Origin of the sequence: Paraburkholderia acidipaludis NBRC 101816 (genome assembly GCF_000684975.1) — a bacterium.
GTDB lineage: Bacteria > Pseudomonadota > Gammaproteobacteria > Burkholderiales > Burkholderiaceae > Paraburkholderia > Paraburkholderia acidipaludis.
In genome coordinates this window covers 44,885-64,776 of the sequence record NZ_BAXZ01000013.1, presented here as the reverse complement: position 1 = coordinate 64,776, position 19,892 = coordinate 44,885, and the positions used below count along the sequence as shown (strand labels likewise).

General features: G+C 63.7%; 14 protein-coding genes and 1 pseudogene. 9 read left to right on the top strand and 6 right to left on the bottom strand.

All coding sequences use genetic code 11. From position 1 onward, the window contains the following. The first annotated feature begins 1 nt into the window (after window position 1). The 5 genes and pseudogenes from BAC01S_RS16140 to BAC01S_RS31495 all read left to right on the top strand — a co-directional run bounded on the left by BAC01S_RS16140 (window position 2) and on the right by BAC01S_RS31495 (window position 5,952). On the top strand, window positions 2–1,033 hold the full coding sequence (locus tag BAC01S_RS16140) for a glycosyltransferase family 2 protein (RefSeq protein ID WP_027795703.1): 1,032 nt from the start codon (window positions 2–4) through the stop codon (window positions 1,031–1,033). A gap of 35 nt (window positions 1,034–1,068) precedes the next feature. After that, entirely contained in the window at window positions 1,069–2,190 is a 1,122-nt protein-coding gene (locus BAC01S_RS16135; protein WP_027795702.1) for a glycosyltransferase family 4 protein, read from the top strand. After that, a pseudogene (locus BAC01S_RS16130) lies at window positions 2,178–3,428 on the top strand (glycosyltransferase family 4 protein); the annotation flags it as partial. The gene BAC01S_RS16135 and the pseudogene BAC01S_RS16130, both read left to right, overlap by 13 nt. Before the next feature lie 59 nt (window positions 3,429–3,487). Continuing rightward, a complete protein-coding gene (locus tag BAC01S_RS16125; protein ID WP_043202478.1) occupies window positions 3,488–4,426 on the top strand; it encodes a glycosyltransferase family 2 protein in 939 nt (312 codons plus the stop codon). Between the two features lie 29 nt (window positions 4,427–4,455). Further along, on the top strand, window positions 4,456–5,952 hold the full coding sequence (locus tag BAC01S_RS31495) for an O-antigen ligase family protein (protein WP_052408761.1): 1,497 nt from the start codon (window positions 4,456–4,458) through the stop codon (window positions 5,950–5,952). Between the two features lie 55 nt (window positions 5,953–6,007). Here BAC01S_RS31495 and BAC01S_RS31490 read toward each other — a convergent pair whose 3' ends face one another. Next, window positions 6,008–7,138 carry an acyltransferase family protein gene (locus tag BAC01S_RS31490; protein WP_043202477.1) on the bottom strand — a complete coding sequence of 377 codons (1,131 nt, stop codon included), beginning with the start codon at window positions 7,136–7,138 and terminating at the stop codon, window positions 6,008–6,010. A 286-nt stretch (window positions 7,139–7,424) separates the two neighbouring features. On the opposite strand from BAC01S_RS31490, the gene BAC01S_RS16110 reads away from it, so the two are divergent. Further along, window positions 7,425–9,458, top strand: coding sequence for an acyltransferase family protein (locus BAC01S_RS16110; RefSeq protein ID WP_027795699.1), 2,034 nt, complete (start codon window positions 7,425–7,427; stop codon window positions 9,456–9,458). A 58-nt stretch (window positions 9,459–9,516) separates the two neighbouring features. Here the strand turns inward: BAC01S_RS16110 and BAC01S_RS16105 are convergent, their stop codons facing one another. Continuing rightward, window positions 9,517–10,323 carry a class I SAM-dependent methyltransferase gene (locus tag BAC01S_RS16105; protein ID WP_027795698.1) on the bottom strand — a complete coding sequence of 269 codons (807 nt, stop codon included), beginning with the start codon at window positions 10,321–10,323 and terminating at the stop codon, window positions 9,517–9,519. 209 nt (window positions 10,324–10,532) lie between these two features. On the opposite strand from BAC01S_RS16105, the gene BAC01S_RS16100 reads away from it, so the two are divergent. Further along, window positions 10,533–11,492 carry a glycosyltransferase family 2 protein gene (locus BAC01S_RS16100; RefSeq protein ID WP_027795697.1) on the top strand — a complete coding sequence of 320 codons (960 nt, stop codon included), beginning with the start codon at window positions 10,533–10,535 and terminating at the stop codon, window positions 11,490–11,492. Between the two features lie 58 nt (window positions 11,493–11,550). On the opposite strand, the gene BAC01S_RS31485 is transcribed toward BAC01S_RS16100, so the two are convergent. After that, complete coding sequence (locus BAC01S_RS31485) at window positions 11,551–13,296, bottom strand: hypothetical protein (RefSeq protein ID WP_043202476.1); 1,746 nt, start codon at window positions 13,294–13,296, stop codon at window positions 11,551–11,553. Between the two features lie 429 nt (window positions 13,297–13,725). Here BAC01S_RS31485 and BAC01S_RS16090 point away from each other — a divergent pair, with 429 nt between their 5' ends. Continuing rightward, entirely contained in the window at window positions 13,726–14,784 is a 1,059-nt protein-coding gene (locus BAC01S_RS16090) for an acyltransferase family protein (protein ID WP_027795696.1), read from the top strand. A 3-nt stretch (window positions 14,785–14,787) separates the two neighbouring features. Here BAC01S_RS16090 and BAC01S_RS16085 read toward each other — a convergent pair whose 3' ends face one another. Next, a complete protein-coding gene (locus BAC01S_RS16085; RefSeq protein WP_156954425.1) occupies window positions 14,788–15,207 on the bottom strand; it encodes a hypothetical protein in 420 nt (139 codons plus the stop codon). 33 nt (window positions 15,208–15,240) lie between these two features. Between BAC01S_RS16085 and BAC01S_RS16080 the strand changes: the two genes are divergently transcribed. Next, entirely contained in the window at window positions 15,241–16,377 is a 1,137-nt protein-coding gene (locus BAC01S_RS16080) for a branched-chain amino acid ABC transporter substrate-binding protein (RefSeq protein WP_027795694.1), read from the top strand. Between the two features lie 250 nt (window positions 16,378–16,627). On the opposite strand, the gene dld is transcribed toward BAC01S_RS16080, so the two are convergent. Beyond that, window positions 16,628–18,370: a D-lactate dehydrogenase gene (dld, locus tag BAC01S_RS16075; protein ID WP_027795693.1), complete on the bottom strand. Its 1,743-nt coding sequence runs from the start codon at window positions 18,368–18,370 to the stop codon at window positions 16,628–16,630. 36 nt (window positions 18,371–18,406) lie between these two features. Beyond that, complete coding sequence (locus tag BAC01S_RS16070) at window positions 18,407–19,780, bottom strand: MFS transporter (RefSeq protein WP_027795692.1); 1,374 nt, start codon at window positions 19,778–19,780, stop codon at window positions 18,407–18,409. Between the last annotated feature and the right edge of the window lie 112 nt (window positions 19,781–19,892).

The window sequence follows — 19,892 nt, the reverse complement described above, 5'->3', positions numbered from 1 at the left end:
GATGAATGCGATTACCGTTGTTATCGGCAACTACAACTACGCCCGCTTTCTCGGCGAGGCGATCGACTCCGCGCTCGCCCAGGCGGGCACGGACGTGCTGGTGATCGACGACGGGTCGACGGATCGCTCGCGCGAGGTCATCGAGCGTTTCGGCGAGCGCATCACGCGGGTTTTCAAGGAAAACGAAGGACAGTCCTCGGTCTACAACCTGGGCCTTTCGCTCGTGAAGACCGAGTATGTGCTGTTTCTCGATTCCGACGATGTGCTGTATCCGGGTGCGATCGACGCCGTGCTGCGCGCATTTGCGGGCGACTACGTCAAGGTGCAGTTCCGGCTCGACGTGATTGGCGAAGAAGGGGGGCGCACCGGGGCGCACGTGCCGAATTCGATGCCGCCGAGCGATTGCGCCGCATTCCTGCGGCGCGGCTGGCTATACCCTTCGCCGCCGGCTTCGGGCAACGCCTACCGCGTGAGCGCGCTGCGCTCGGTGTTCCCCATCCCGCTCTCGAAGCAGCATCGCAAGGCGGCCGATTTTTTCGCGATCTATGGCGTCGCGCTTACGGGGCGCGTCTGCGCGCTCGCCGAACCGCTCGGGGGCTATCGCGTGCATCACAGGACGATCTCGCAGCACGACACTGCGAAGCAGAGGGCGCGGCTCGCCATCGGCAACTGCGAAAACGTGAGCGAACTCGAGCATTCGTTCCCCTGGCGTTGGGAGACACTGCGCCTCATGGCGCGCACCCATCTGGGTGAAGAGCTGCCGCAGCAATTCATCGACTTCTCGTACGAGAAAAACCGGCTTTGCGTGCGCCTTTACGAAGCGTCGATCGCCGAACGCTGGCGTTGGCTGCTGTTCGATTCGAGCGGCTACTTCCATGCGCTGGTGCGCAACCCGTTCTGGGGGGCGGGCAAGAAGCTCGCCGCACTGTGCCTTACGCTCATGTGCTTCGCGCCTTCGCGACTCGTCAGCAATTTCGCTTTCCGCTATATCGCGAATCCGGCCGAGCGTCACGGCAACGCGGTGCGCGGATGAACGCGCGCGAAACACTGGCAGCCGGGGTCCAACCGATGAAATCTCCCGCCACCCGCTCGCTCGTGATCAACGGACGCTTTCTCGGCCGCCGCGCCACCGGCGTCGATCGCTTCGCATTCGAAACGGTGCGCGCGCTCGACGCGCTGATCGAGGCTCGCGATCCGGCCGTGGCCGGTGTTGCGGCGGAGATCGTCGTGCCCGCGGCGCTGGGCGCTCTCGCCAATCCGTTTGCGCACGTGCGAATGCGCGCGAGCGGCAAGGGGGGCGGCTTTCGCTGGGAACAGCTGGCGCTGCCGCGCGCGGCCGCCGGCTCGCTGCTGCTCAATCTCTGCAACTCGGGACCGCTGCTCTACGGCAGTCAGGTGACGGTGCTGCACGACGCGGCGCCGGCGCGCGTGCCCGAAAGCTATAGCCGCGAGTTCGTGGCGTGGTACCGGCTGATGGCGCCGAGAATCGGGCGCATTGCGCGGCGCGTGATCACGGTTTCGGAATTTTCGCGGCGCGAATTGTACGAGGCGTATCGCATTCCGCTCGACAAGATCGGCGTGGTTTCGGAGAGCGGCGAGCACATGCTGCGCATGCGCGAGGCCGCGGACGTCTCCGGTGTGCCGTGCCCGGACCGGCCATACGTGCTCGCGGTGGGCAGCCTGAACCGCCACAAGAATTTCCGGCTGATTGCCGATGCGGCGCGCCTGATTCGCGACGCGCAGTTCGACATCGTGGTGGTGGGCGGCGGCGACCCGCGCGTCTACGGCGACCCGCGCGTCTACGGCGACGCCCATGGCGTGCTGCCCGCTTTCGTGAAGCATCTGGGCTACGTGAGCGACGAAGACCTGGTCTCGCTCTACCGGCGCGCAGCCTGCTTCGTCTATCCGTCACGCTACGAAGGCTTCGGCCTGCCGCCCGTCGAGGCGCTGGCGCTCGGCTGCCCCGTGATCGCTTCGCGCCTGCCCTCCGTGGTGGAGGCATGCGCGGACGCGGTGCTCTATACGTCGCCGGACGATCCGGCGCAACTCGCCCGACTGCTCGAACGCGTGACGGCAGACGACACATTGCGCGCCTCGCTGCGCGAGCGTGGCCGCGAGCGGACTGCGGCGCTCACGTGGCGCGCGACGGCCGTCAGGTTGATGGAGGAGATTTCGCCATGGCTCATGTAGCGCAGGTCGCGCCCGCTGCACCTGTTGCATCCGTTGCGCAGGGCGGTGTTTGCGCAGGCGATCCCCGGCGCTTCGGCCGGGTGGCGATCGTTCACGAGTGGCTCGTGTCCTATGCCGGTTCCGAGAAAGTGCTCGAGCAGATCATCCGGATGTGGCCCGACGCCGATCTTTTCAGCATCGTCGACTTCTTTCCGGAACAGTATCGCGGCGCGTTGGGCGGCAAGCACGCGACGACCTCGTTCATCCAGCACCTGCCGCGCGCCAGGTCGTCGTTCCGTTCGTACCTGCCGCTGATGCCGCTTGCCGTCGAGCAGTTCGATCTCTCGGGCTACGATCTCGTGATCTCTTCGAGTCACGCCGTGGCCAAGGGCGTATTGACCGGCCCCAACCAGGTGCACGTGAGCTACGTGCATTCGCCGATCCGCTATGCGTGGGACCTGCAGCATCAATATCTCGAGGAAGCTGGCATACGGCGCGGCGTGAAGAGCTGGCTCGCGCGCAGCCTGCTGCACTACATGCGGATCTGGGACCATCGCACGGCGCACGGCGTGGATGCGTTCGTCGCCAATTCGGAATTCATCGGGCGGCGCATTCGCAAGGTATATGGGTGCGACGCCAGCGTGGTCTATCCGCCCGTGGATGTGGCGCGCTTCGAGCCCGGCTCGGCTCACGAGGACTTCTATCTCGTGGCTTCGCGCATGGTGCCGTACAAGCGCATTCCGCTGATTGTCGAGGCATTTGCCGCCATGCCGCGGCGCCGGCTGATCGTGATCGGCGACGGGCCGGATTTCGCGCGGGCCAAGGCGCTCGCTGCGCCGAACGTGACGCTGCTCGGCTATCAGCCGGACAACGTGCTGATCGATCACATGCAGCGCGCGCGCGCATTCGTATTCGCGGGCGAAGAGGACTTCGGCATTTCGCTCGTGGAGGCGCAGGCCTGCGGTACGCCGGTGATCAGTTATGGGCGTGGCGGCGCACGCGAGACCGTGCACGATTCGTCCGATCCGGACTGGGCCACGGGGCTCTTCTTCCATGAGCAAAGCGTGGCGTCGATCGTCGACGCACTCGACCGGTTCGAGGTCCACGAGCCGTTCCGGCCGGAGGTCTGCCGGCGCAACGCGCAACGTTTCGCGCCCGAGCGCTTTCGGCGCGAGTTTCTCGGCATTGTGGAGCGGGCCGTGGCGGCAAGGTACGACGATGCCGACATGCCGTCGCCGGTCGCGCGCTGGCGTTCCGCGTGAATGGTTCACGCGCGGCCCACGTGCGGTCCACGTGTGGTCCAAGCACGACAGGATTCATGTCATTCGGGGGATACATGAAGAAGTACGTCATTACGGCGACCAAGGGGCGGCCCACGGAAGTGCGCGTGCTGCTCGACTTTCTTTTCGACCAGGAGGCGCGGCCCGACGTCGTTTATCTCGTGGGCGCTTCCGGCAGCGATCTGCCGGATGTCGCGGGCCATCCGCTTCTCGCCGTTGCGCGCGTCGAGCTGATGATTGCGGCGACGCCCGGCTCCACGGTGCAGCGCAACGTGGCCATCGAGGCGCTGCTCAAGGACGCCCCCGACGAGGCCTCGGGCGAGCGCTGGTTCGCGAGCTTCTTCGACGACGATTTCCGGCCGCACAGCGGGTGGCTGCGCCAGTGCGAAGCGCTGTTCGAGACGCACCCGAACGTGATCGGCATGACGGGCCAGGTGCTCGCCGACGGCGTGAAACGCGGCGGCGTGAGCGAGACGGAGGCGCTGCGCTACCTGTCCGGCGAGGCGCCGCGCGAGGAGCATTGGGCCTCGGGACCCGATCGCCGCGAAGCGGGCTGCGCGTATGGATGCAACATGGCGTTCGTCGACCAGGTGATCCGCCGTTGTCGCTTCGACGAGGCCCTGCCGCTATACGGCTGGCAGGAAGATTATGACTTTACCTCGTGCGCGCGGGCGTTCGGGATCGTCGTCTACGAGCCGTCCTGTCTCGGCGTGCATCTGGGGGCGAGCAAGGGCCGTACTTCGGGTGTGCGCTTCGGGTACTCGCAGATTGCCAATCCGCTGTACCTTGCCCGCAAACGCACGATGAAGCGCAAGCAGGCCTGCAAATTCGTCTCGCGCCATGTGCTGTCGAATCTCTATCACAGCTTGCGCGGCAACGGGCTCTTCGATTACCGCGGCCGGCTGAAAGGCAATCTGCTCGCATTCGCGGACATCCTGAGAGGCATCAGCCATCCGCGGCGCATTCTCGAATTGTGAGGGTGTGGCGAGCCAGCCGGGGGACGCAAGTGGGACTGTCGGTATTCGGGATTTTCGTGTTCGTGGCCGGGCTGCTCGTGCTCAACGCGTCGTATCGTTGGGCCGTATGCGGCATGGCGGTCTTTTCGCTGTTCGCGTGCGCTTCCGCGCTCACGCTGCCGGGCGGCATCGCCATTTTGCCTGCCAATCTTTTTCTCGCGTTCTTTGCGCTGCGTGCATTCAATCTGGGCGGCGGGGCGGCCCTCACCGGCGCGATCGGCATCGGCAAGCCGGGCTTCTGGTTGTTCTGCACCTGCGCATGGGCCGTCGTGGGTGCGATCGCGCTGCCGCGCGTGCTGCAGGGCTCCACGCTCGTCTTCACGATCGATCGCAACGCCGTCGACCCCAATCAGGCGGAACTGCTGCAACCGCTAGGGCCGGTTTCGGGCAACGTCACGCAGACGATCTATTGCGTCGGCGATCTCGTCGTCTACTGCTGCATGTGCGTATTTCTGCGTTGCCGGGGCGCCTATCGCGCGCTGGCTAACGCGTTGCTGTTGCTCACCGCGCTCGATGTGATGGCCGGCGTGATCGACGTGGCCTCGCATGCCGCGGGGGTGGACGTGCTCTCGGTCGTGAAGACCGCGCAATTCGCCGATTTGACGGGATCGGAGCTGGGGGGGCTCGTGCGGATCAGCGGCACCTTCAGCGAAACCTCGTCGTTCTCTTACTTCACGCTCCAGCTCTTCGCTTTCTGCCTGAATCTCTGGCTGCTGAACTATCGTCCGAAGACCGCGGGTACGCTGGCTGCGGCCAGCGGGCTTCTGCTGCTGCTCTCGACTTCGGGCAGCGCCTACGTTGGGCTGGGCGGTTACCTGATCGTCCTGCTCTTGAGCCGTCCCGGGCGGATTGCCCGGATTGCCGACGCGCGCAAGCTGCGCATGTGGGTCATCCTGATCTGCGCGGGTATCCTGGCGGCGCTTTACATGGTGCTCTTCATGCCGACGGTGGTCAGTGCGCTGAGCGATTTCGTGGACGCCACCATTCTCAGCAAGGCGGACAGCCAGTCCGGCGTGGAGCGCGCGGGATTCAATTCCCAGGCCATGCAGAACTTTATGGACACCTACGGAATCGGCGTGGGTATCGGGAGCATACGCGTGTCCAGTTTCGTCATGGTCGTCGTGGCGAGCCTGGGCGTGGTCGGAACCCTCTGCTATTCGATTTTTCTCGTGAAGGCCACCCTGTCGCCCATTCAGCGGCACCACGCGTTCGCGGATCGGGCGGTGGCCTACGCGGCGCGGCACGGTGTTTTCGCGGCGTTGATCGTCGCTTCCGTGAATTCGGCGATCTTCGATCTTGGCGCGTGCTTTTATCTGATGGCGGCGGCCGGCGCAAGCCTGTGCGTACCGCTTCGCGCCCGGGTCCGCCCGGTGTGGCAGCCCGCGCCGCCGGCCGACAACGGGCCCGCGGGCACCCGGCCGAGGCGCATGCTCTTGCCGGCACCGCTCGCCAGGCGTCGGGCCATGCAGGGCGCGTTGGACAGATGACGGGAACGCGAGCGGGAAGTTGCGGCGCCTTGCTTGCGCGGTCCGGTCCCGGCGCTCACCGGGGAGCGACTTCGGCCACCGTATCGGAAGGTCTCGTCGTGCCTCGCGACCGCGCCGGCGAGCGCGCGAGCCTGTGCCGCGTCCAGTCTAGCGCGGGCTTTTCCACGCAATGCCACGATACCCAGGCACACGCGAAGACGAAGGGCAGGGTCAGCAAGAACGCACTCATGTGATCGAGATGCGGCCAGAAGCACGCGATCACCTGCTGGAGCGCAAAGCCGTAGATATAGATCCCGAACGAGTAATCGTTACGCGGTGCGAAGCGATGGAGCAGCGCAGCCGTGCCGATCCACAGCACGGCATAGCCGAACGCGAGATAGAAGAGGCCGTATTCGAGGGGCGTGCCGCGCAGGACGAGAAACGCGCACCAGAGCGCGACGCAGGTCCAGCCGCTGATATGAACACGGTCACGAAACGCGTAGAGCAGCATGCCCGCCATGAAGACCGGCTCGGGAAAGAAGCCGTAACCGCCGGGCTTGTGCGCGAGGTTGCGCAGCGTGACGTAGAAATGCGGTTCGAAGTGCGGGTAGACGAGGAACGGAATGGTGCCCAGCAGGACGGCGCCAAAGATGGCGCGCCGGCTTTTCAGGAGGCCCAGCATGCCCGTGATCAGCACGACGCCGTAGTAACGAACCTCGATGGGCAGTGTCCACAAGGGCCCGAAGATGGCATAGGGCTGGCGGTTGTGGTCGAAGACGCCCGGCAACTGCATGCGCCTGCCGAACACGATGGTCGAAAAGCTGTCGAGATTGCTCCAGGTCTGAAACGACGAGAAGTACTTGTCGAGCGGCAGCGTGGTCACGAGCGGGCCCATCAAGAAGATCGCGAACAGCGACGCGGCCGCAACCGCCGGCCAGATGCGCGACGCGCGCAGGAGGACGAAGCGCGAGGCGGAGCGCTGCCGGTCAAAGCTCGCGGTGACGAGCAAACCGCTCAGCAGAAAGAACGCAAACACGCCCAGACTGCCCGTGTAGTCGTAGCCAAGCAGGACTGCGACGGGGTCTTCGTGGCCGTCGGGCAACTGAACGACGAAGGAATGGGCGTAGACGACCGTTACCGCCGCAATCAGCCGGACCAGGTCGAAGTTGTTGCGATCGCGTGAAAGGGCGTTCGACAGGAGGGACATGGGGAGATCCTGGAGGGACGGATGGGCCGGCGGCGTCCGGCACGGTGGCGGCGCCAGGCGCGGGCCGGCACCGGCCGCGAGCGGGCTGCTTGCGTCCATTGTGCGAGACCCGGGGAGAGCCCGACTGTGCGCCTCACCACGATGAAAGCATGGCGGGCCCGAAACGGCGCACTTGCGTGAGGTAGGCAACGGTGCGCGGCGGCCGCGTGGCTAACATGAGCGCATCGGATCGTGCCGCACACGGTCTTCTGCACGAATCGGAAGAGGGCAAACGGGTGGCCAGCCTATGAGCAGCTCAGCAGAGAAGGGCGCGACCAGTTATCGGTCGGACATCGACGGCCTGCGCGCCGTTGCGGTGACTTCGGTTGTCGTTTTTCACGCGTTTCCGCAGTGGCTGGCCGGCGGCTTCGTCGGCGTGGACATTTTCTTCGCGATTTCGGGCTATCTGATTTCACGCCATATCATCGAGACGCTGGAGCGCGATCGCTTCAGCCTTGTCGACTTCTACACGCGAAGAATCAAGCGTATCTATCCCGCGCTGATCATCGTGCTCCTCGCGAGCCTGGCGGCGGGGCTGCTGATGATGACTTCCGGCGAGCTGATGCAGCTTTCGAAAGATGCACTCGCGAGCGTGCTGTTTGCCGCCAATCTCTACTTTTACCTTACCGCGGACTACTTTTCGCAAGGGGCTGCGGCGAGCCCGCTGCTGCATTTATGGTCGCTCGGCGTTGAGGAGCAGTACTACATTGTCTGGCCCGTGGCGTTATGGGTGCTGTGGAAATACGCAAGCCGTCGCGTGGCCGTCGCGCTGATCGTCGCGGCACTGCTGCTGTCGTTTGCGGCCAGCATCGCGCTCAGCTCCTCGCATGCGACGGCCGCGTTCTATCTGCCCGTCACGCGCATCTGGGAACTGCTGTGCGGCTCGCTGCTGGCGTGGGCGGAATCGAGGGGCGTGCAGTGGCTTTCCTCGGCACGCGCGCTGCCCGGCATGCCTCGCGGTGCGAGCCTGCGTCTTCGCGATCTGTTCGCGGGTGCCGGACTCGCGCTGATCGCGGCAAGCGTGATGCTCTACGACCCCAAGGTCGTCTTTCCAGGCTGGCGCGCGGCGTTGCCGGCTATCGGCGCCACGCTCGTCATGGGGGCCGGCGGGGCGGCGTGGATCAATCGCGGGCTGCTCTCGCGGCGGCCGGTCGTGTACTGCGGCCTGATCAGCTACCCGCTCTATCTGTGGCATTGGCCCATCCTCGTCTTCGTGCGGCTCTTGAGCAGCGGCTCGCCGTCCGTGCCGCTGACCCTGCTCGCCATCGCGCTTGCGGTGCTGCTCTCGGACGCGACGTTCAAATTCGTCGAAGCGCCCGCCCGGTTCAGCCGGCCTGCGCGCAAATATCCGGTTCTCGTGGCGAGCGCACTGTTTAGCGTCATGATGGGCGTCGGGCTTTCCAGCTACGCCATCTCGCGCGACGACGGCTTGCCCGACCGCTTTCCGGACGCCGCTTTCGGCGCGAATCAACCGGGCTGGGCCTTTACGGCGGGCTGCAAAGAGCGGTTTCCCGCCTCCGACTTCTGCGTGATGCCGCGCGACGACGGCCGCTCTGAAATTGCGCTGCTGGGCGACAGTCACGCCAACCACTACTACGAGGGGTTGCGCGCGGCGCTCGCGGGGGGCGATACCCGGCTATTCGCGGTGGGAAGCGGCAATTGCCCGCCGTTCTACGATGTCGACATTCACCTGGGCGGTTATGTGAAGCACTGCTCCGCCTTGTTCGACAAAGTTCTCGGCTACGTGGTCAAATCGCCCGCCATCCATACGGTGATTCTGTCGAGCTACGCCATTTCGTCGATCAAGGGCGGCTTCGACTATGACGAGGGCGGTTACATCAAGCTCGTGGCCGCGGACGGCGCTCATGGCGGCGGGGACAATCTGTCCGTCTACCTGGCGGGTCTCGACCGGACCTTGCGCGAACTCACCGCGGCCGGGAAGACCGTCGTGTTCGTGCTCGATACCCCCGAGCTCGATTTCGATCCCAATACCTGCGTGCGGCGTCCCGTGCAGTTTTCCGTTCGCTCGCCCTGCGCGATCTCCCGCGTGAAAGTCGATCGGCGGTTGACGGACACGCAGGCGCGGATCGAAGCGACGCTGGCGCGCTATCCGCAGGTCAAGGTGTTCAATCCGGTCCCGCTGCTGTGCGATGCCGAGCGCTGCTATGCGCGGCTGGGACAGACCTTCCTGTACTCCGATCGCGACCACCTGTCCTTCGAAGGATCGAAGTACATGGGCAAGCGGCTCATCAAGGATCTTTCGAGCGCAGGCGGAGCATGACGCTCGCTGCGGGGCGCGGGGAGAGGCCGCGCAAGCGGCCGTTATTCGCTAGTCCCGACTACATGTGGCTCACGCGGCGCAGCACGAAATACAGATTGGACGAGATCCGGTTGACGTAGGGAATGCGCTCGACCGTTCTGTTCATTCGTGCGCCCAGGTTGGCCGCGACGTTGAGCAGTTTCGATCCCTCTACGCCCTTGGCAAAGGTCGGAAATACCTGGTGATAGCCGCATGCTTCGATGACGAAGCCCGAGCGCAGAAAGGTGCTCTTCGCTTCTTCGAGCCGGTAAAGGCGGTTGTGACCGTGGTAGTTGCGCGTCACCCGCGACATGTTTTCCGTGATCGAGGAACGGTTGGGCAGGAAGGTCACGATGAAGATGCCGTCGCTCTTGAGCACGCGCCAGATCTGCTCGATGCTTTTCTGCTCGAAGGCGACGTGCTCGAGTACTCCGCTGCTCAGCACTACGTCGAAGTACTGGTCCTGATAAGGCAGCAGATATTCGTGATCGAGCGCCCGGTAGGCCAGGTTCGCGTAGTCGTGGAATTCCTGGAAGTCGTCGCCGGCCACGTCGCAGCCGTGGATTTCCAGCTGCGGGTACAGGGTGCGCAGCATGCACGAGTCGGGGGCGTGACGGCATCCCCAGTCCAGCAGGCGCATCTGGCCGGAAATATACGGCGCGTACAGCTCGAGCGAGCGTATGTGCCGGTCGAGTGTCGCGTCGTTGCCGATGGCGGACTTGATGTAGTCGCTATAGGTTCCATCGGGATTGCGCAACAGCCAGGTCCTGCAGAGTTCGGAATAGGCCGACTTCGCGGACTCGATACGTGATCTTTCCAGCTGCTTCGGATTGCTCGGCTTGTGCATGACGGTTTCCTCGCTATCTTTCGCCTGTGCGCTCGCACATTCTCCAAGGTAGCAGTCCGGCGCGCTTCTGACTGTGTGCCAGGCGACACAGCGCGGGCGCTGCCGCTCGGGCGCCGTTTGTGCGTTCGAACGCAGACTCCGGCGCGCGGGCGATGCAGACTGCAGCACGACATGGCGGATTTCACGCCTCATACAGCAAGGAATGTGCGATGCCCACTTTTTCGATCATCGTGCCCGTCTATAACGTGCAGAAGTATGTCGAGGCCGCGTTGAGCAGCGTTGCGGCACAAACGTTTACCGATTTCGAAGTCGTTGTGGTCGACGACGGTTCCACCGACGCAAGCGGTGCCATAGCCGAAGCTTTTTGCGCGAAGGACCGGCGCTTTCGCTACCTGCGCCAGGAAAACGGCGGACTGTCGGCCGCGCGCAATGCCGGGACGGCACTGGCGAGCGGCGACTATCTCTACTACATGGACAGCGACGATGTGATCGACCCCGAGACGCTAGGTCTTTGCCATGACGAATTCGCGCGCTACGGGGTGGACGTGGTGCTCTTCGGCGCCGTGCCTTTCATGGACGAAGCGCCGCTTCCGGCGACACTGAGCGAGGGCGGCAGAGGGAGGCGGCCCGAGGTCTCTTCTCCGCTGTCGTCGGAAGCTTTCGTGATGGAGTCGGTGCGGCAGGATCGTTACTTCGTCTCCGCCTGTTGCCTCGTGGCCCGGCGTTCGGCGATCGGCAGCCTGCAGTTCATCAACGGCATGCTGTTCGAAGACAATCATTTCGTCACGGCATTGCTGCTCGACAGGAAGATCATGGTCTCCGTGCTGAGCCAGGCGCTGTTCAAGCGCCGGTACCGGCCCAACTCGATCATGACTTCGCAAAGAACGATCCGGCATTACGACAGCCTGTATCGGCTCGTGCGCGAAATGTGCGCGCTCTCCTTCGCGGCGCTCGATCCGGCGCCGCGCGACGCCGTCCGCTCGTTCGTCATCGGCCATCTGCTTGGCGACCTGCACAATACGAGTGCCCAGGTGGGCGCGGGAGTCGGATTGCGCATCCGGAATATCGTGGCGACGTGGTACGTGGCCACCCACGTGTCGTTGCGTCTTCTCACGCTCAAGCGCGTTCTGCTCGCGCTTCTGCCCGAGCTATATCGCATCCGGGCCTGAGCGGCACGATCGGCGCGCCGTTAGCAGGCGCGCCGGATTCACCCCGCACGAAGGAAGCTCAGGTACCCGAGCCGGTTTCGGCATTGCTTTCGGACTTGCCTATCTCGATCTGGGTCTTTTCCCATCGATCATCTGCCTTGCTGAAGACCAGCGTGTCGTAGAAGCCCAGATTGCCGGCGGTATCGAACGACGCCACGAGCTTGCGGCTGTAGAAGCCTTCGAACCGCTGCGACGGCCGGTCTTTCAGATAGACCACGCCATAGCGCCATGCCTCGACGAACTGCGGGTCGTAGAAGATACGCTTGAGAACGGCTTCGTTCCACTCGCTATTGGGCGAGCTGAGCAGAACATCGATTGGCAGTGCGTAGAAAGCCGCTTTCTGGAAGGCGGCGTGATCCTTTACGCCGATGCGGGTGCCCGGCAGGTGAGCGATATAGGCATTGTTCAGGCCCATCAGATCGACGATAGGTCCGCGATAGGTGCGTGCGATGCCGCCGGCGGCGACGACGCCGATAACGGGGGGCGTGGAGCGGTTGGCGGTGAAGAGCGTATCGAGTGTCGCGCCGGTTTGTTTGCCTTCCGAGCCGATGGTGAACTCGCGCTTGATCGGCGAGCCGTACCTCGCAAAGGCGAGCCACGAATCGCGGTAGGAGGAAAGGGAAAGGAGCGCCGCGAGGCCGACGACCGTGGCGGGTGCAAGCCAGGTGCTGCTACTGCGCCGGGTGTTTTGGCGCCGTTGCTGCCGCGCGGAAAGCAGACGCGTGACCGAAAGCGCGAGCAGCAGCGAGAAGAGCGGCCAGGCCGGCTGATAGAAGCGCGACAGGCTGAAGTGATCGCCGCCCACGGTCACGGGCAGCGCGAGCATCAGCAGGCAGACCGCGGCGAGGGCCTGGCAGGCATCGTCGAGCGGGTCGGCCGGCGCGAGCTGCGAACGCCCAGGCAGGGCGCGGACGACACGGACCAGAAGGCGCCATCCGAAGGGCACGCACGTGATCGCCGCAATCAGGACGATGTTGCCGCCGAAGAGATATTTGCCGAGATAGGTCGTGCCGATCTTCAGGTTGTACCAGGTGGAGCTAGAGACCTTCGCGTAGTAGGTGTTGGGCAATGGGTAGCCGAAATAGGCCAGCCGGAAGAGCGTCAACGCCAGGGTGGCGGCGCACAGCGAGGCGAGGATGTACCAGACGGGTGCGGTGCGCCGGCCTTGCATGCGTAGCTTGAGCCACAGGAGCACGAGTATGGCCGGGGCGACGACCATGGCTTCGGGTCTCGCCAGCGGGGCGAGAGCGAACGGCACGCCGGCGACGAGCCAGCCTGAAACGGTGGCGGGGGGAAAGAGGAGCACGAACACCATGGCGACGATCAGCGTGCTCCAGACGCCGGTATCCATGAGCGTGATCGTGGTCCACGAGAGGTAGGCGGGCGACGCGGTAACGAGCACCGCGTAGATCAGTTTGGCCTTCCGTGCCGGTCCTTCCGGGAGCAGCTTTTCGATGGCGCTGAACGCGAGGACCTGCGTAACGAACAGCAAAAGCAGGGAGACGGCGAGCACGCCGGCTTCGTTTGCATGGACCCAGAACATCAGCGAGCATATTGCCATCCACAGCGAGGACGTATAGCCCTCGGCTGGCGGGATGCCTGGAGAGTAGATCAGCCCTTCGCCGTGGGCGAGATTCTGCGCGTAGGTGAAGAAGATTTGCGCATCGTCGATACCCAGCCCCGGTTTGCCGGTGGCCAGGTACACCAGCAGGGTGACGGCGAGCACCCAGAGCGCAATGAGCAACCATTCCGTTCGTTTCGACATGCCCCCTCCGGTGGCTGGCCGGGATTGACCATAGGCGCGCCCCGGTCTCTTCCGGAATCGCGCCACGCATGGCGGCCGGCACGGGTGCCGATATGCGACGCCTGGGCCGTGGCGGCAGGTCCCGCGGAAACTGTAACCGCAGTCCCGCGGCAGCCTGTGTGCGCTCCATAACCGAAGCGCGATCAATTCGGGCGTGGCGGCCGGCGCAGGGTGCGGAGCACTCGTGCGCGAGAGCGGGAAAACCGGGGCGCAGAAGCCCGCAGGCGATCTGGACGGCACTGTTCGTCATCCCACAGAGCGCCGTGCGATCGGGGCTTAGGCTCGCAACATTCTTCTTTCCGGCGGCGAACAGCGGCGACGTGAGCCTGCTTGGGCCGAAAGCGTATGAAGTGCGATGTGATCGGCGAGTCGAAGCTCGAGAGGTGACGCATGGCCACGGACCGCAGGATAAATGAAATCGATCTGCTGAGATTCCTGGCGGCGCTTGGGGTCGTTTTCTATCACTATGCGTTTAGAGGGCATGCGGCCGACGATTTATCCGTGGTGTCCTATCCCGCGCTCGTGCCGATCGTGAAGTACGCCTATCTGGGTGTCGATCTGTTCTTCATGATCAGCGGCTTCGTTATTTTCATGACGGTGAGCAGCGGCTCGCTTCGGCATTTCATTGTTTCGCGCGTAACCAAGCTTTATCCGGCCTTCTGGATCTGCTGCACGATTACTTTCTTCGTATCGCTGACGATCGGCGGTGCCCGCTTCCCCGTGTCGCTCACGCAATACCTGATAAACATGGCGGGTCTGGGAGCGTTTGGCGCGGAACCGGTCGATGGGGTTTATTGGTCGCTGTGCGTCGAGATGAAGTTCTACGCGCTCGTGGCAGTCATGCTGATGTCGGGCGCAATGAAGCGTGCGCCGTTGCTGTTATGGCTGTGGCTGGCGATTTCGGTTTTTGCCACCTGGCGTCACCTTCACGCCATACAGAATGTGCTGATTGCGGATAACGCCGCACTCTTTATCGCCGGCGCGGCGCTTTATCAGATCTGGTCAGGGGGCTGGTCGATCTCGATCGGCATGTTGCTCGGTGCTGCAATCTGCGTTTCGACGGCTCAGGCCGTGCATCGCGCGGCCCATATTGCGGCGTACTTCAATACGCCGATCGATCCTTTCGTGGTGGCCGCTATCATGGCCGTGTTCTTCGTGGTCATGCTCCTCATTGCCACGGGGCGTACGGGGCGCCTGGGCGAACGGCGATGGGTGCTGCTTGGGGCCTTGAGTTACCCGCTATACCTCGTTCACCAGAATGTCGGCTACATGGTCTTCAATGCCGTTTCGCCGATGGTCGGCTATCAGGTAGCGTTTTGGGGCATGGTCGTTACGGCGATAGTGATGGCGTATGTGGTTCACACGTGCGCCGAACGGCCGTTGGCGGCATCCATGAAACGCCGGCTTCGTATGGCGTTTGGCGGAGTCGTGGCGTCTACGTCGGTCTAGTGGCTAGTGGCTAGCGGCGGCGACTCGGCCGCTTTGGCGGATGCCGGCGCGGCAACGCGCGTCGAGCGGCGTGACGAAGCCCAAACGATCGATTTTTCCCTCAGGCAACTCCCACCGCGCACCAGGGTTTTCCCGCGCCGCCAGAATCCGGCCGCGCAACGGCACTATGCCGATTTCGTCATTCTGATGCGCAAAAGCCCCCAAGCCGCCGGCGCCGCGCATGGCCATACTTCTTTGCATCGCCAACCCGATCGGCAGCACCTTGTAACGAGCGAGGCAGTCATCGTAAGCCGCGACGCTATCCCCTGTTCCAGGGGCGTCCGCTGTTATAGAGGAATGCCACATGCCGCGAGCGCGCAACAAACGATAAAGCGGCATCCGTGAATAACGTGAAAGTGTGAGGAGAGAGATCTGATGAGTCATTCCGAATTTCGTCTGCCGCTGCGCGCGAGCGCCATGACCCGGGCCGTTGCGGTGTTGGCCTGCACCGCCGCCGCACTGGGCAGCACCGCGGCCCTCGCTCAGACCGACGACGTGAAGATCGGCTTCGCCGCGCCGCTCACCGGCGGCCAGGCCCACTACGGCGCCGACTTCAAGAGCGGTGTGGAACTGGCGATCGAGGACATGAACGCGACCCATCCGGTGATCGGCGGCAAGCCGGTGCACTTCGTGCTCGATGCGCAGGACGACCAGGCCGATCCGCGGACCGGCACGACGGTCGCGCAAAAGCTCGTGGACGACGGCGTGGTTGCCGTGATCGGCCACTACAACTCGGGCACGAGCATTCCGGCCGCGCCGATCTACGCGAAAGCCGGCATCCCCGAAATCGCCATGGCCACGGCGCCCACCTATACGCGCCTTGGTTTGCCCACCACCTTCCGCCTGCTGACTTCCGATACGCAACTGGGCAGCGTCCTTGGCGGGTACGCCGCGAAAGATCTCAAGTTCAAGCGCTTTGCGATCATCGACGACCGCACCGCCTATGGGCAGGGCGTGGCGGAGGAGTTCACCAAGGCCGTGAAAGCGGCAGGCGCCACGGTGGTCGATCAGGAATACACGAACGACAAGGCCGTGGACTTCCGCGCAATTCTCACGAAGATCAAGGCGTCGGACGTCGACGCGGTGTTCTACGGCGGCGCCGATACCCAGGCCGCGCCGCTCCTGAAGCAGATGCGCTCGCTTGCGATCAAGGCGACGCTGATCGGCCCGGACATGGTGCAGTCCGACAACCTGATCAAGATCGCGGGCGCGGCGTCCGAAGGTACGCTGGCCGCTTCGGAGGGCAGCCCGCTCGACCAGATGCCGAGCGGCAAGGAATTTTCGGAGCACTACACGAAGCGTTTTAACCAGCCGGTGGAGTTGTACGCGCCTTATGCTTACGACGGCACGATGGCGGTGTTCAACGCGATGAAGAAAGCGAACTCGACCGATCCGCACGTCTATCTCGCCGCGCTGAAGGCCACGAACATGAAGGGTGTCACTACCAACGAACTCGCCTACGATCAGTATGGAGACCTGAAGTATGGCGGCGTCACGGTGTACAAGGTCGTCGACGGCAAGTGGGTGCCGTCGCAGACCGTGGGCACGAAGTAGATCGTACGAAACTTCGGACCGGAAGCATTCGCGGGCGCATATCTTGCCGCCGTGGTGAACGGCCTTTGCGCGGGGTCGCCATTACCGTATGCGGTAAGTCAGCCGGCTCATGAAGGCAGGAGTGCAGTTCGGGGGCGGCGGGTAGGCGAATTGCAGATTGTCAATTATGATGCCCGCCGGCCACAGCAATTGTCGTTCTCCAGGCGGATGGTTGCGGGCCGTATTTTTCCGAACGTATCCAGAACGATGGCTATCCTGCTTCAACTGGGCAGTCGCGATAGGCAGCGAACTTCGACGTCTTGCCGATGCCGGGATTGAAGCAATTGCACGGGTCCAGCTTCTCGTAGAACGCGGCAAGCTGCGGCCTGGCTTCGTATAAATGTCCCACGTTGTGCTCGGCAGGATACTCGGCGCCGCGAACGTCGAGCAACTCGAGCATCTCATGTTCGAGCGCGAGGCAGTCGTTACCCTTGGCGACGATGTAGTCCTGATGAAAGACATGACACAGGAAGTGCCCATAATACAGCTTCAGCACGATCGCACGTTCGATCTTGTGCGGTAGCCGTTCGAACCAGTCGCGGTCGTTGCGTCGTAGCGCGATATCGAGTGCAACGATATCCTCGACCTCGCGATGATGGACCGCACGGTATCGAACGGCCGCGCTTGCTGCCGCGAAGCGATGCAGAAATGCCTTGCGGCCTTCTTCTTCGGTGCATTCGAAATATGCGCCGCCCGATTGCGAGAAACGTTTCGACAGGAACGCGCGCGCTTCGTCGATGCCCGCCGCCGGCACCTTCAGCATCAGGTGGTGCTCGTACTCCTCGCGGTACGCCTTCAGCCGCGCAGGCAAATGATCCGGCAGACACTCGCTGATCCATTGCAGCACGCGATCGGTCAGATGCTTTGGCATGAAACTCAGGCGCTCGAACAACGCATCGCAGCGCGTTTTCAGATTGAAGAACATCGGCAGCCGGTCCGTGCCGAACCGGTCGATGATGACGAACAGATCCTTGCCATATTTCCGCGCCACGTCGAACGCATCGCGATGCAGATATTCGCCCGCAATCGGCAGGTGTGCGAAGTTTGCGAGCGCGTGACGTCGGATGTCGGCCAGCACGCTCGTATCGTTCGTGCCGATGTAGAACACCTTCGCGCCTTGCTCTGCCGCGAACGTGTCGAGACGCACGGCGAACACCATCAGCTTGCCGGCGCAGCCGGAGGCTTCGAACAGGCGCCTTGAATCGGCGTTGAAGCGCGCGGGCGTGGGCGCATCGACATCGCGGACATGGATCGCGTACTCGTGATCCGAAGCCGCCACGCCGTTGTGAATATCCGCGTCGGTAAACGTGCCGTTTTCCACGCGCGACAGAATCTCCTCGGGCGTGCTGCCGAGTTCGATACCCAGATGGTTGACGAGCCGCAGCGTGCCCGCTGCATCGACGGCGGCGAACACCGCCATCTCCGTATAGGCGGGTCCGCGATGCACGAGCGAGCCGCCCGAATTGTTGCTGATGCCGCCCAGCACCGACGCGCCGATGCACGATGAGCCGATTACCGAATGCGGCTCCCGTCCGAGCGGTTTCAGCGTGCGTTCGAGTTGATCGAGCGTCGTGCCGCCGATGCAAACTACCTGATGCCCTTCGCGGATCAGATGCACGCGGCGGATGCGCGTCGTACTGACGATGACAACGTCGCGGTCGTAGTCGTTGCCATCGGGCGTCGAGCCTCCGGTCAGTCCGGTATTCGACGCCTGGGTGATGACGATCGCGCGCGCGGTGACGCATGCGGCGAGCACCCGCCATTGTTCGAGCAGCGTAGCCGGGCGCACGACTGCCAGCACGCGGCCCGTCCCGAAACGGTAGCCGGTGCGGTAGCGGCGCGTTTGTGCATCGCTGGTGAACACGTTGCGAGCGCCGACGATATTGCCGAGTGACGCGAGCAAGGTTCTACGCGTATCCCCGAGAGGCATGGCGGAACAAGCGGTATCTGACATGACGACCTTCGATCACGTATCGACGCAGGTGTCGCGTCAAGTCCGGCTCGGCTTCGACGTCGCCGCTGACGAAGACGTCGTCGTGCGCTGCGTCAGCGTCAGTACCGCGCCGACGAACAGCGCTGCCGCGACGACGACCAGACCGGCGTTCGTGCTATGCGTCACGTCCTTCATCCATCCGATGATCGACGGGCTGACGAATCCGGCGAGATTGCCGATCGAATTGATCATCGCGATGCCGGCAGCGGCGGCCGTGCCTGTAAGCACGCTGCTCGGATAGGTCCAGAAGACGGGCATCATCGACAACACACCGGCGGTGCCGAGCGACAGCGTGAACAATGCGAGCGCGAGATTCCCCGTATGGAGCGTGCTTGCGTAAAAGCCCGCTGCGGCGGCAACGGCCGCCATCGCGAGATGCCAGCGGCGCTCGTTGCGACGGTCCGAACTGCGCGCGACCAGAATCATCGACACGATTGCGACCGCATAAGGCACCGCGGTCAGCAAGCCGACATCCAGTACATCCTTGACACCCGCCGCCTTGACGAGCGTGGGCAAGTAGAAGCTCGCACCGTAGAGACCCATCATGCAGCAGAAGTAGATCGCCGCGAGCCGCCAGACACGGCCATTCGACACAATGCTGCGCAGCGACGCCTCTGCGTGCGCATATCCGTCGCATGCGATGTTATCTTCGAGAAGCTGCTTTTGCCGCTCGTCGAGCCACGACGCGGCGCGGATGCCGTTCGGCAGCACGAACAGCGTGACGATGCCCAGCACCAGCGACGGAAGCGCTTCGAGCAGGAATAGCCATTGCCAGTTCGACAGACCCTGCGCGCCGTTGAGCGCCTGCATGATCCAGCCCGATAGCGGGCCGCCGAGCACGCCTGCAACGGGAATGCCGACCATGAAAAGCGCGTTCATGCGGCCACGGCGCGCAGACGGATACCAGTACGTCAAATACAGCACGATACCCGGAAAGAACCCGGCTTCCGCGACGCCGAGGAGAAAACGCAGCGCATAGAACGTGGCCGGCGTCTTCACGAACAGCGACGCTGCCGACACCAGCGCCCACGTCACCATGATGCGGCTGATCCATAGGCGCGCGCCCACGCGATGCAGCAGGATGTTGCTCGGCACCTCGAAAACGAAATAGCCGATGAAGAAAATTCCCGCGCCAAGCCCGTACACCGACTCGCTGAATTTCAGGTCGCTGAGCATTTGCAGCTTTGCGAACCCCACGTTGACGCGATCCAGATAGGCCGCGACATAGCAGATGAAAAGAAACGGCAGCAGGCGCCAGGTCACTTTCGCGTAAGCCGCGTTCTCGAACGCGGCCTTTGCCGCTGGAACGTGGGTACGGGATCTGTCCGTGGCGGGCCGGGCGGGCACGCCTGTCGGGTTGTGCGGGGTCATCGCGAGTCTCCTGATTCGTGTGCGGCTTGCCGCCGCCGCTGAGTTTGCTAGCGCGCATTGTTCCGCGTCAGTCAGGGACTGTCGAGATATTACGGCACTGGTCCTACCAGTT